The following is a 13,202-nucleotide window of genomic DNA, read 5'->3' as shown; positions in this document are numbered from 1 at the left end:
CCACATTTCGCGCATTGTTCACCTGCGAATGAGAGCATTTTCTCGTTTTGAGAGGCTAAAATCACTGCCGGCGCAGAGCTAGCGTTTACGGCTCTTTTGCCTCTTTTTCTTCATCGGGTGCCGGTTTGCTCCCCCTTGGGGCGGGTTTGCGGTCTGTGCCAGTTCAAATTCAGCAGTGTTCCTACCGGTATCTGATGCAGACGCCATCTCCTCCGCATGCTGGGATGAGCTAGTAGGGTTTTCCTCTAAAACTTCGTACCCTTCTGGCACGGTGTGCTCGTCAGCCTGGCCGGCTTCGGAGGCTGGGAGCTCTTTCGCCGGCTGTGGTTTTCGACGTCCTGCGGAAAGAAAACCAAAGTATTCCCTGACCGCAAAATGCTTTCTGCTTGGAGTAGGAGTCTCGGGGTGGAGCCGATTCTTGGGTTTGGATTCGTGAGTTTGATGGTGTTCGCTTGATTCCGCTTCTTCTTGGGTTGCTTCCTGCTGATTCTCTGCCTCTTGAGGCTGTGCAGACAGAGCAGCCAGCCTTAGCTCTTCTGCACGCAGTTTAGCTTCAAGCTCCTGAGACAGCGCTTCCCTCTCCAGTTCAGCCCGCTGTTGGGTCTGACGCTCGGCCTCCTGTTCAGCCAACCTTTTTTCTTCTGCCGCCTGAGCCTGTGCGCGCTCACGGGCTTCCTGCCGTTTTTGAGCGGCAGCGGCCAGGCGGGCTTTTGTCGCCGACTGGGCACGTTCAATGCGGTTCAGCTCATCTTGCTGATCAGCTAGCACGCGAAAAGCGGGAGCGCTTGCCGCTGCCTGCCCCTCATCTTGGCGACCTTCCTCTTCGCGGGTAGCAAGAGGTTGCCGGACCGGGGGTGTAATGATGGTTGCATGAACTACCGGGCTCACTGTCCCCTTGCGGCGGCGCGTTGCGCTCCCCGTGGGAACAGCCCGCAGCACGGTAGGTGGTTGCGGGGCAGAGTTCTCCAGAGTTTCTGGTAGTGAACTAGTCGATGTAGCCTGAGGCTCAGATACGAAATCTGCTCTAGGTTCAGGTTCCTGACGAGCTTCCTGTGCTGCCTGACCGTCCGGGAAGCCCTCTGGCTTTTCTTCGCGGAACTCGGGCAAGGTCTGTTGCTTATGGCGGTCAGCTTCTCTGGGCTGAATATTCTGTAAATCATCAAAGAGTCCGGGGGTAATGGGGCCACCCCATTGTTCAGGAACTAAGTCTTGATCTTCAATATCCACCGGCACCAGGTTACTGCTCAGAGTCTGCCCCTCAGAGGTTGGCGCTTCAAAATCTAAGGGGACCTGGGCTTCAGCAAATCGCTCTTTGAGGTTAGCGATGAGCAAGGTGCGGGCCAGGGCCGGGTCTTCGGATTTTACGGCATCAAGAATTGCGCGGTATTCCATGCGCAGACGCGTCGCCGTGGCACTCCACAACGGAACCTGCGATACCAGATCGAATCTCGCTTCTATCATGGAGTCCCTCATCGTAGCCAGTAACGCTGAGATAAGGGTATTGCCAGAAAGCTGACCGAGTTGAATGTGAAAATCTGCCTCAAGATCGTGGAAATCGCTCAGGCTGGTCGCCGGATCTGACATCCTTTGCAGGATTCTCTCTAGCTCAGGGTAGGCCGCCTGGTGTGCTGGAGTTGTTGAAACAGCATGTGACTCCAACAGCAGACAGGTCTGAAAGAGATCCCGCTGGGGTGAAACAGAGCTAGCTAGAGAAAGACCGATAGCCGGCCCTGCCGAGACTGCCGGTTCGCGCAATAATTCGCTCAGAATGGTTTTGCGTTTACCCACGTAAAGGCGCAGCAGACCAATCTCTTCGCAGTGCTTGAGGCTCTCACGGATCTGATATTGGCTAAGACCGATAACGCGAGCTAGCTCCCTATCATCGGGGAGTTGATCCCCAAGGTGGAGGGTACGTGAAATCAGTTCGCTCTCGATCCAGTCGAGTAACTTCTGATGTTTAGGCATGTTTCGGGGTTATTTCTCTGCTGAGGGTGAGTGAGGGGGAAAGTGTTTAGCGCGAACGGCGGCGCAGACGCGTTAGTTTTGCAAAGAGCCCACGTTCATCGGTGTCATCTTGGGGCACGGCTAGCTTATCCTCAGCATAGAGAGGCGGGGTGTGCTCTTGCCTCTGAGCTACTTCTTGGTCTTCAATCTCAGCGGGCGCTGAGACCTCTACGGTGTTTACCGATAAAAGCTCTTGGGGGTCTTCGGAAGCTGCAGAAACAGTCTCTGTTTCTGCCACTGAAGGTGAGGTGGGGCGAGCGTCTGCGGTGGCAGAGGGGGTAAAAGGAGTAAAGGGGGTGAAGGTAATCGCCGGGGAAGAAAGCTGCGACCCCTGAGGATGCGAGGCATCGAGGTCTGCTACTTCGGGCACATCTGCTTCTACAGACTCAAGCAGCTCAGCAGGTTCGGCAGTTTCAGCAGTTTCAGCAGGTTCCTTAACTTCGGTCTGTTCCACAACCTCCTCGGTAAGCTGGGGTTGCACCGAATTTTCTGGTTTGTCCTTCTCTTCCACCGATTCAGCAGGCTTGTTTAGACTATCTTCTGGCTCTACCGATTGCTCCCCGGCAGCAGGGAGCGGGGGGCGTTGCACGTCGTCCTGTGCCGCAGATGGCGGCGGCACCAAAGATGTTAACCAGTCGGTAACCCGCTCAAGGGGCTGGGGTACCAAAGAATAAAAACGCTTTTGCCCAACAGCTTCGGTCTCCACCAGCCCAGCAGTGCGCAGAACTTTAAGGTGTTTTGATACGGTAGGTTGGCTGATACCCAACTCCTCAACCAACTCACCCACGGAGAGTCTCTCGATGGCTAAAAACTCTAAAATATGGCGCCGTGTGGGGTCAGCAATGACAGCAAAAAGATCGTCCTTCATGCCCATCATCATATACACATATATAGCCCTACTCACATATTGTCGCTACCATATTTCAGGTTTGTACCAAATACTCAGACAGGACTCAATTTTCTTGGAAAATATCCGACGGGCTATATATAGGCTGACTAGTCATACCAAGGATCGAGGCCCCATAGCGGAAAAACTTCTTTGCGGGTCGCCATGATGGTGCGATCGGTATCGTCGCCCGGGTCAAAGCCTATTTCCCAGGAGCGCCACCATAAATCAACGGGGTCGCCCATAGCAGCCGGAACTTTCGTTCCGTAGGTTTCAAGCATGTACTTCTGCCAGGACGCAGGGGTGGGCTGATAGACATCCAGAGGCTGCCCGGCGGCAACCGCCATCAGGTGGGTCCATGAGCGAGGCACCGCGTCGTATACCGAGTAACCACCTCCGCCAGTAGCGATCCAACGGCCCTCGCACAGTTCATCAGCCAGCAAGGAAATCTGAGCCGCAATTTCCTGCTGAGCGTTGATGCTAATGCTCATGTGGGACATCTCATCATTCATATGCGTATCGCAACCGTGCTGACTCAAAATCACTTCTGGTTGGAACTCCCGCAAAAGGCTGGGAACCACAGCGTTAAAAGCGCGCAGCCACCCCGAATCGGTAGTGGTAGGTGGCATGGCAATATTCACTGCCGTTCCAGCGGCTTCACCCTCCGGACCTACCTCGTTGGAAAAACCTGTGCCAGGGAAGAGGGACATTCCCGTTTCATGAATGGAGATGGTCATGACGCGTGGGTCATCCCAAAAAATGCTCTGTGTGCCATCGCCGTGGTGGGCGTCCACATCAATATAGACCACGCGCGAAACACCCTGCTCTAACAAGTGGCTAATACCCACTGCGCAGTCGTTGTAGATGCAGAAGCCACTGGCGTGGTCGCGGGAGGCGTGGTGCATACCCCCGCCAAAATTAACCGCGTGCTTAACCTTGCCATCCAAAATTGCTTGAGCCGCCTGAAAAGTTCCGCCCGCTAAGCGAGCACTAGCCTCGTGGACTCCCTCGTAGCCGGGGGTGTCTTCGGTGCCCAAACCGCAACTAGCGATGACCAATGATGGGTCAGCGCTAATCTTCTGCACGGCGTCGATGTAGGGGTAGTCATGCGCCAGCATAAGCTGTTGAACGCTGGCGATTTCTGGCTTTTCGAGTTGAACCTGAGGCAGGTCAAAAATCCCTAAATCTTTAGCGAGGGATGCAGTGGCATCCAGCCTACTGGGATGCATAGGGTGGTAGTCCCCAAAAAAATAGTTGGCCATGGCGGGGCTCCACAGCACGCGCACATCAGTGGGCTTCAATCGTTCAATGGCCGCCATTGGCTCTACCCCCTATAGGTAAGTTGGGTCACAAATACCATTAAACACAATAAAACTCGTAACCGTTGATGCGACGGTTTTATGACACGCAGACTACGCTTAGAAGCGATGAGCTATGAAGGAGGTAAGAAGATGTCCACACCACAGCAGGAAGAGCTCAAGAAGCAACCTCAGTTCGTTCGAGAGGGTAAGGAATCGCGGTACTCAGCCGGGATTAGGCTGTTGATCCAGCGTTTTGAGAGCCTACGCGATCTGATAGACCGGGTCGTGGGGTCTTCGTCCTCCCGTACCGCAATAACGGCTTTCATACTCGTCATCACTTTTTTCTCAATCATGCTCTCTTTGCCCATCGCTTCTCAGGATGGGCACCGGGTTGAGCTTCAGCACGCCGTATTCACTGCTACCAGCGCCGTGACCGTTACCGGCCTTACTACGGTATCCACCGCTGAACAGTGGACCTTCTTCGGACAACTCATGATCCTGCTGGGATCCCAAATTGGCGGGCTGGGCACCCTGACACTGACCTCAATCCTGGCGCTCGCTGTTGGTAGAAAATTAGGGTTGCGGTCAAGAATCATCACGCAGGAGTCAATGAATATCGGGCGACTGGGTGAAGTAGGCTCCGTGCTGCGCACTGTTGCCGTTACCTCAATCGTTATTGAGGGCACCATTGCGCTGGTCTTAATACCCCGATTTCTCCTACTGGGCGAGTCGCTGGGTCAAGGTGTTTGGCACGGCATCTTCTACGCCGTCTCTTCCTTCAATAACGCCGGATTCACCCCCCACTCAGACGGAATTGTGCCCTACGGCCATGACCTGTGGATTCTTATACCCATCTCTCTTGGCGTCGTTATCGGCTCGGTGGGCTTCCCCGTCATTCTGGTCCTCCAACAAAACCTGGTAGTTTTTAGCCGATGGAACCTCAACGCCAAACTCACCGTCATCGGCACCCTGGTACTCTTTGTGGCCGGCTCCTTCGCCTGGGGAGCATTGGAATGGAACAACAACAAAACCATTGGCGAACTGAGCGTCGCCGACAAGGTTCTGAACGCAACCTTTGCCTCCATCATGACGCGCTCAGGTGGCTTCAACCTCGTTGATATGAACGATATCACCCCGGTCACCGCGCTACTGACCGACCTGCTGATGTTTATTGGCGGCGGCTCAGCATCCACTGCCGGTGGCATCAAAATCACCACTATTACTGTGGTCTTCCTCGCCATTTTGGCAGAGGCCCGTGGTGATCAGTTTGTTGTTGCTTTCGGAAGAACCATTCCGGACACCGTTCTACGTATCGCTATTTCGGTCATTATGATGAGCGCGACCTTCGTCTTCATCGGCACAGCAGCAATTATGCTCATGAGTGGAGCATCACTTCAACGTTCTCTGTTCGAGGTGATTTCGGCCTACGCAACCTGCGGCCTGTCCACCGGACTCTCCGCCGAGTTACCTAACAGCGGCGTGTACCTACTCTCCGTCCTCATGCTCATTGGCCGCGTCGGCACCATTACCGTTGCAACGGGGCTTGCCATGCGTTCTCGCCGCAGGCTCTACAAGTTCCCAGAAGAGAGGCCCATCATTGGCTAGAAAAGACCCTCAGCGCTCTCACCGCGCCCCCGTGCTCGTTATCGGGCTTGGCCGCTTTGGTACAGCCACAGCAGTGCAACTTGTACGCCAGAACCAAGAGGTTCTCGCTATAGAAAAAGACCCCGCCCTTGTGCAAAAGTGGTCCGGGGAGCTGACCCATATTGTTGAGGCTGATGCCACCGACATGAATGCCCTGAGACAGCTGGGGGCACACGAGTTCACCGCCGCAGTAGTTGGTGTCGGCACCTCGGTGGAAGCTTCTGTTTTGATTACCGCGAACCTGGTGGATCTAGACATTGAACGAATTTGGGCTAAGGCCATAACACCCTCTCACGGGAAAATCCTTTCCCGTATCGGTGCACACAAGGTGGTCTACCCTGAATCGGATGCTGGCGCTCGTGTTGCCCACCTTCTCTCAGGAAGGCTGCTAGATTTCATCGAACTAGATGATGATTTTGCCATCGTCAAAATGTACCCACCCAAGGAAACTCATGGGTTCACCCTGGCAGAATCTGATGTGCGTTCTAAATACGGCGTGACCATTGTGGGGGTCAAATCTCCCGGTGAAGAAATTACCTACGCGACCCCCGAAACCCGCGTCTCGTCACGGGATTTGCTGATTGTTTCTGGTCAGGTTGATCTGATTGAGCGCTTTGCATCAAGACCCTAGTGGGGCTCTATGAGGCTTATTCACAAGCCTCACACCCACCAATAAAACAACGGCCCCACCAATAGCACAATCAGAGTAAAATCTTCAACCAAATAACCTCAAGCCAGACTGCCTGAAGCAAACCAGGGGGAAGGCCACCAGCACTCCGCTGACCAAATCGTTGGAAGCGAATCTCAAAGTACCAGGCTCATTAATCATCACCAAGCCCAGCGGGGGTATTTTCAGTGGGGAAGAGGTGGTGTTTTATAGTGCTGGGAGGACTTTTGAATAAGCTTCTATATATAGCAAGTAACGGAATGATAACTGACCATTCACTGTGCAACCGGTAACTTTCATTAAAAATTAAAATATTTATCTATGTTAAGTTTTTGACCACTTTTTTGAATCTCAGTGTGCGCTTTTGCCCTATATGCCATATAGTTATAACTACCTCTAAAGGTGCGAGTGATTACTGAACGGTCCGCGAACCCGTTCAAGTAGCTCGAAGCCAGGGCAGACTGACGGTTCCCCCCTAATTCCGTCTGGCCCCGGTAGAGAGCGCTCCTCTGTTTCTGATTTCTTTCAGAAACAAGGAACTGAAGGCCAAGCCGATTCCCTACGGCTTGGCCTTCATCGTTTAATCTTTTAGGCTCCCACGCCTCTTTCTTGCTCTAACTCTTACTCAGCCCTGGGGATTCTGGCTACCGGCTAAACTCCGCAGTCATCTCTTCATTGCGCTGGACACAGGCTCGCATGGCAGATTCTGTTAGCTCAAAGATTCCACGGTCTACAAAAGTGCTAATAGCCCGATCGGTGGTTCCCTTGGGACTTGTTACCGCTTTGCGCAGCTTCTGTGGGTTGGGGTCAGCTTCCAAGAGATAGCCAGCTCCGGCAACCGTTGCGGCAGCGAGCTCGGTGGCGGTTTTTTCATCCAGCCCTAGCTTGACCCCGGTAGCAGCCATGGTCTCCGCCAGTAGAAAGGCATAGGCAGGCCCTGAGCCAGACACCGCGGTGACAGCACCCATCTGATGTTCAGCCACTTCAACCACCTTACCGGCCGGCCCCAGCACCTGCTTTACAGCTTCCTGCTGTTCTTCAGTAACGGTCTGGCCTATCGAAACTGCCAGAACACCGCGGCCTACCTGCGAAGGCGTGTTGGGCATGCAGCGCACTGCAGGTTGCCCCTCAGGCAGAGCCTTTTCTAATGCTTCGAGCGTTATGCCAGCTGCCACCGAAACAATGATCGCATTGGGCGAAAGTACCGGTGCGATTTCGCGGGCGCGCTCCAAGATATCGTAGGGTTTAACCCCCAGCAGAATAATATCTGCGCCGCGGGCTGCTGTTAGATTTGCTGTGGGATCGTCTTCATTCGCCAGAACCGTGACAGATTCCGACCCCTCCCCCAGCCTGGCGCGCAACTTCTCAATACTGGCATGGGAACCCACCGTGGCGCGCACCTTAGCAGGGTCAAAGCCGGACGCCAGAAGGCCAGTCGCAATGGCACCGTTCATAGAACCTGTACCGATAAAAGCTACCGTGGTCATTAGAATCTCATCTCCTTAGTGTGAGTCAGGTTTCATTTTTTCATGCCACGGGGAGACCCTGCCTAATTTCAGCTCTCAGCCGCCGCCCGGCGTCCTGTCGAAGAAAAAACCTAGCGTGCCAAATGTTCGCGGGCAAAGGCAAGTGTCTCTGCCAGCATCTCATCGCGCGCAGCCGCACCCTTAGCCTTACGAGTGGAAATTTCAGCGCATACCACTCCGTCAAAATCACTGGCTGCAATGAATTGCAGGGTTTCAGCAACCGGCTGCGAGCCGTGACCTGGCACCAGATGCTCGTCCATGACCTTGTCACCGGATCCATCTGTCAGGTGCACGTGACCTAGCCGGGAACCGATGCGTTGAACGGCCTCTAGCGAGTCATCATTAGCGGCAGCAGCATGCGAGAAATCCCAGGTCATCCAGTCATAATCAAATTTGGAGGGATCCCAGTGCGGGGCGTACATCTCTACGGCCTTACCCTTCACTGACCAGGGGTACATGTTCTCCACCGCGATTTTGACGCCCTCTAGCTGGGAAATCTCGCGAACCCCCGCCACAAAGTTCTTAGCGTAGGTTTTCTGCCAGCGGAAGGGCGGGTGAGCTACCACCACATCAGCCCCCACTGCCCTGGTCATCTTAGCGGCCATCTGCATCTTGTTCCAGGCCCTGCCCCAAACCTGCTGGGTCAGCAAAAGAGTAGGGGCATGGATCGCTGAAATGGGTAGCTGGTACTTCTGAATCAAATCCAGCAGGTCGTGAGGTTCCTGGCTCAGCACGTTGTGGGTAATCATAACCTCGACGCTGTCATAGCCCAGCTCTAAGGCAGTTTCAAAAGTCTCTGGCACACCCAGAGGAAAGAGGCAGGAGGTAGAGAGAGCCACTGGGACCTGTTGGGGCGTGCTCTCTTTAGCTTGGCTCTGCTTAACTGCCTGCAGATCTGCACTGTTCTGCTCGGTCATGGTTACCTCCCCGTGACGGTGTCTACACCCATTCTAGAACTTCTCACGGGCAGCAAGGCCACTAATCAATCCCTCCTCTTATTAGAATGGGACAACCGTCGTGGAATAGAGAGAACTCCCGGCTAGCGGCGGGCGCCCTCAGCAATCGATTTAGGACTAATCATATTGGCGGTGCCCTGGGTTGCGAAGTGGTTAAGGCGGCGCAGGATGAGCCCCTCACGTAGTGCCCAGGGGCTCACGCGCATCACCTCAATATCAAAGACCTCCATAGCGGCCTCAGCAGCGATAGCACCGGCAAGAATCTGATGTGAACGCATTTCAGAGACACCCGGTAAATCGACCCTGTCAGCCGGTGACATGGCCTCCATACGCCGGGACCACAGGCGCAGGTCTTCCAGACGCATCTCACGCTTGACGTGGGGGCCTGCAGAGTAGGAGGCAGCACCACAAATACGCGCCAGGGAGCGGAAGGTCTTGGACGTTCCCACCGTCATATGGGGTTGGCCGTAGGCCAGCAGATCTTCCGCAACGGGTTCCAACACCTCGCGGGTGTACTTGCGCAGTTTCTTCACTTCTTTAGGGGTGGGCATTTCGTCACTGAACCAGTCACCGGTCAGTCGGGTGGCACCCAGCGGCACAGAAATAGCGTCATCGGGGAAAGCATTCACACCGGTAGAAAACTCAAAAGAACCACCACCGATATCAAAGTTCAGGATGCGGCCAGCACCCCAGCCCTGCCAGTGACGCACAGCGTGGTAGGTAATTGCAGCTTCCTGATCACCGGAAATTTCGGTGAGGGTCACCCCGGTCTTATTCTGCACGTACTGCAAAACAGCCGCGCCGTTAGTGGACTCACGAATAGCACTGGTGGCAAAAGCCAGCAGATCCTCGGCGTTGTTCTCAATCGCGAAATCAAGGGCGCTACCCACAAACTCGGTGAGCTTATTGCGCCCCTCATCGCTGATATTACCGTCCGCATCGATGTAGCGGACCAGTTGCAGCCCCATCTTATGGGAGGCGTAGGGCTCGGGTCGGATGCCCGCATTACCGTCCAATAGCAGCAGGTGAACAGTATTGGATCCAACGTCTAGTACGCCCAAGCGCATGGCAACCCCCAGTGGTGAGTGAAAAAAGCTAGGTCTAGTCTACTGGTCCAGTGATCGATTGGGCGCACATAGGCAGACATGGACGTTCATAGACGGGCGAGCGCCCCGCACGAGACCGTAAGAGGGTCAGCGGGCGGGGGCTCATCTATCGGGTGTGACATCACGTAGCACGTTGCTACACGTTCAGCCCCAAGATGCTAACTAGCTTTCTTGGCCGCAGGTTTTTTAGCAGGAGCCTTCTTCGCGGTTGCTTTCTTAACTGCCGGTTTCTTGGCAGCGGGCTTCTTAGCCGCAGTCTTGCGCTTCACCGGGCCCTTAGCACGCTTCTCAGCTAGCAGTTCAACCGCGCGGGTATGCGTCAGTGACTCGATAGTCTCGCTGCGGGGTACCGTAATGTTGGTGACGCCATCGGTGATGTAGGGACCAAAGCGACCATCCTTCACCACAATCTTCTTCTCAGAAACCGGGTCAACGCCCAGCTCAGCCAGGGGCGGCTTAGCTGTGCCACGACCGCGCTGCTTGGGCTGCGAGTAAATCTCGAGCGCCTGTTCCAGGGTAATGTTGAAGATTTGATCCTCGGTCTCCAGTGAGCGGGAGTCAGTACCCTTCTTCAGGTAGGGGCCGAAGCGCCCGTTCTGCGCGGTAATTTCAACACCTTCAGCGTCAGTACCCACCACGCGGGGCAGGCTCATGAGCTTGAGGGCGTCCTCAAGGGTGACGGTGGCAAGGTCCATGGACTTGAAGAGAGAGCCGGTGCGGGGCTTTTCCGCCTTGGGCTTCTTCTTGGGCTTAGCGCGGCCATTCTTGTAGTACTCGGTGGGCTGCGCTTCCATCCATGCAGCGATTTCCTCTTCGGTCATCTCGGGGATGACCTCAGTGACGTAGGGGCCATAGCGGCCATCACGTGCTACCACGGTGCGTCCGGTTTCGGGATCTGTGCCCAGTTCGCGACCGTCGTTCTTCCCCTGTTCCATAAGCTCAGCGACTTTTTCTTCAGTCAGTTCATCGGGGGCAAGATCAGCAGGCACGTTAGCGCGCACGGGGTCTTTGATTTCGCCAGTTTCGGTATCAATTTCACCGCCGGCTTCAAGGTAGGGACCGAACTTACCCACGCGCAGATTAACGCCGGGAGCTACCTCGATGGAGTTGATAGCGCGGGCATCAATATCGCCCAGGTTATCCACGATGGGTTTGAGACCGCGCGTGGCGTCGCCACCAAAGTAGAAGTTACTCAGCCAGGTGGTGCGGGACTCTTCGCCGCGGGCAATGCGGTCGAGGTCCTCTTCCATCTCTGCGGTGAACTCATAGTCTACGTACTTAGCGAAGTATTCTTCGAGCAAGCGCACCACTGAGAAGGCAACCCAGGAGGGGATCAGGGTGCCGCCGCGGTTATTGACGTAACCGCGGTCCATGATGGTTGAGATAACTGCCGCGTAAGTGGAAGGGCGGCCGATACCCAGCTCGTCCATTGCCTTGACGAGGGAGGCTTCTGTGTAGCGCGGGGGCGGTGAAGTGGTGTGCTTGGCGGCTGCAATGTCGCTCCCGGTCAGGCCCTGGCCTTCGGTTAGGTTGGGCAGGCGTTTATCTTCTCTACCGTCCTTGGCGTTTCCCTCTTCGCCGCGGGCTAGATCCTTACCCTCTTCGTAGGCAGCTAAGAAGCCGCGGAAGGTGATGACGGTGCCGGAGGCGGAGAACTCGGCATCGCGCCCATCAGCTGCGGTTGCGCCCAGGCGGATGGATGCAGTGGAACCTTTAGCATCGGCCATCTGGGAGGCGACGGTGCGCTTCCAAATCAGCTCGTAGAGGCGGAACTCATCCATGCTTAGAGCATTTTTCACGGCATCCGGAGTGCGGAAGGAATCCCCTGCAGGGCGGATTGCTTCGTGTGCTTCTTGGGCGTTCTTTGACTTTGAGTTGTAGGTACGGGGGGATGCAGGTACAAATTCCGGGCCGTAGAGCTCGGTCGCCTGCTTACGCGCTGCCTTGGTGGCCTGGTCAGACAGGGCTACCGAGTCGGTGCGCATGTAGGTGATGTAACCGTTTTCGTAGAGCCGCTGAGCCACCTGCATGGTGGAGCGGGAGGAGAAACGCAACTTACGCGCTGCCTCCTGCTGCAGGGTAGAGGTGGTAAAGGGTACGGCAGGACGACGGGTGTAGGGCTTGGTTTCAACGGAGCGGACACTAAAGGCTGCCTGCTCCAGGGCGGTTGCCAGTGAGCTGGCTGCGGCCTCATCCAGGTGGGCAACCTTGCCCGCTGAAGCCGGCTTCAATTCGCCGCTATCAGCAAAATCCTTGCCGGTTGCCACGCGAGAACCGTTAACCGCTGAAAGTTTAGCCGTAAAAGCTTGATTGTCTGAGGTCGCAAAAGTACCGGTTAGATCCCAGTAGGTTGCGGAACGGAAAGCCATGCGCTCACGCTCACGCTCCACCACCAGGCGGGTTGCTACCGACTGCACGCGGCCCGCTGAGAGACCGCGGGATACCTTGCGCCACAGCACCGGCGAGAGCTCATAGCCGTAAATACGGTCCAGTACACGGCGGGTTTCCTGAGCGTCCACCAGGTCATTGTCAATTTCACGCAGGTTCTCAAAACCGCGTTCAATGGCCTCTTTGGTGATTTCGGGGAAGGTCAGACGGTAAACCGGGACCTTGGGCTTAAGCACCTCAAAAAGGTGCCAGGCGATAGCTTCACCCTCACGGTCCCCATCGGTTGCTAGGTAAAGAGCGTCAGATTCTTTGAGCAGGCGCTTGAGCTCGGTGACCTTCTTTTTCTTGTCTGAATTCACCACGTAATAGGGTGTAAAACCCTCATCAATGTTGACGGCGAACTTACCCACTGGGCCCTTTTTGAGCTCATCTGGCAGTTCTGAAGGCTGAGGCAGATCGCGGATGTGCCCCATGGAGGACTCAACAATAAAGGCATCACCAAGATAGCCGCTAATCGTTTTTACCTTCGAGGGGGATTCCACAATCAGCAGTGACCTGCCGTGTTCAGAGGTAGCCTTAGTGGGCAACTGTGCTCCTTGGATTAGTGTTCAGACAGTCCTAGCGCCGTTTTTGCGCGTATACCCACAACAATAACCCACTTGCCCACCGCCGCCCACACAGCACCCGGTGTGAGGTTAGCTTGTTACTCTCCGAGCGAGGTCGG

At 55.3% G+C, this 13,202-nt stretch carries 9 protein-coding genes; 2 read left to right on the top strand and 7 right to left on the bottom strand.

Annotation, left to right across the window (positions count from 1 at the left end):
• Window positions 1-78: 78 nt before the first annotated feature.
• The 3 genes from ABD982_RS01880 to ABD982_RS01870 all read right to left on the bottom strand — a co-directional run bounded on the left by ABD982_RS01880 (window position 79) and on the right by ABD982_RS01870 (window position 4,209).
• The gene (locus ABD982_RS01880) at window positions 79-1,965 is read right to left on the bottom strand and encodes a FadR/GntR family transcriptional regulator (RefSeq protein WP_345444026.1); all 1,887 of its coding nucleotides are present in this window, start codon (window positions 1,963-1,965) and stop codon (window positions 79-81) included.
• A 46-nt stretch (window positions 1,966-2,011) separates the two neighbouring features.
• A complete protein-coding gene (locus ABD982_RS01875) occupies window positions 2,012-2,872 on the bottom strand; it encodes an ArsR/SmtB family transcription factor (RefSeq protein ID WP_345444023.1) in 861 nt (286 codons plus the stop codon).
• Between the two features lie 128 nt (window positions 2,873-3,000).
• Window positions 3,001-4,209 carry an acetoin utilization protein AcuC gene (locus tag ABD982_RS01870; RefSeq protein ID WP_425570001.1) on the bottom strand — a complete coding sequence of 403 codons (1,209 nt, stop codon included), beginning with the start codon at window positions 4,207-4,209 and terminating at the stop codon, window positions 3,001-3,003.
• A gap of 132 nt (window positions 4,210-4,341) precedes the next feature.
• Here ABD982_RS01870 and ABD982_RS01865 point away from each other — a divergent pair, with 132 nt between their 5' ends.
• Window positions 4,342-5,796 carry a TrkH family potassium uptake protein gene (locus ABD982_RS01865; protein ID WP_345444020.1) on the top strand — a complete coding sequence of 485 codons (1,455 nt, stop codon included), beginning with the start codon at window positions 4,342-4,344 and terminating at the stop codon, window positions 5,794-5,796.
• A complete protein-coding gene (locus ABD982_RS01860) occupies window positions 5,789-6,466 on the top strand; it encodes a potassium channel family protein (RefSeq protein ID WP_345444017.1) in 678 nt (225 codons plus the stop codon). The genes ABD982_RS01865 and ABD982_RS01860 overlap by 8 nt, the downstream gene beginning before the upstream one ends.
• Before the next feature lie 680 nt (window positions 6,467-7,146).
• Here the strand turns inward: ABD982_RS01860 and proC are convergent.
• The 4 genes from proC to topA all read right to left on the bottom strand — a co-directional run bounded on the left by proC (window position 7,147) and on the right by topA (window position 13,065).
• The gene (proC, locus tag ABD982_RS01855; RefSeq protein ID WP_345444014.1) at window positions 7,147-7,989 is read right to left on the bottom strand and encodes a pyrroline-5-carboxylate reductase; all 843 of its coding nucleotides are present in this window, start codon (window positions 7,987-7,989) and stop codon (window positions 7,147-7,149) included.
• A 110-nt stretch (window positions 7,990-8,099) separates the two neighbouring features.
• On the bottom strand, window positions 8,100-8,945 hold the full coding sequence (locus ABD982_RS01850; protein ID WP_345444012.1) for a sugar phosphate isomerase/epimerase family protein: 846 nt from the start codon (window positions 8,943-8,945) through the stop codon (window positions 8,100-8,102).
• A gap of 122 nt (window positions 8,946-9,067) precedes the next feature.
• The gene (locus ABD982_RS01845) at window positions 9,068-10,051 is read right to left on the bottom strand and encodes a Ppx/GppA family phosphatase (protein ID WP_345444009.1); all 984 of its coding nucleotides are present in this window, start codon (window positions 10,049-10,051) and stop codon (window positions 9,068-9,070) included.
• A 197-nt stretch (window positions 10,052-10,248) separates the two neighbouring features.
• Window positions 10,249-13,065: a type I DNA topoisomerase gene (gene topA, locus ABD982_RS01840; RefSeq protein ID WP_345444007.1), complete on the bottom strand. Its 2,817-nt coding sequence runs from the start codon at window positions 13,063-13,065 to the stop codon at window positions 10,249-10,251.
• Window positions 13,066-13,202 lie beyond the last annotated feature (137 nt).

This window comes from Rothia endophytica, from assembly GCF_039543885.1.
In the GTDB taxonomy this organism is placed as follows: domain Bacteria; phylum Actinomycetota; class Actinomycetes; order Actinomycetales; family Micrococcaceae; genus Rothia; species Rothia endophytica.
This window is presented reverse-complemented; position numbering and strand designations above follow the sequence as displayed.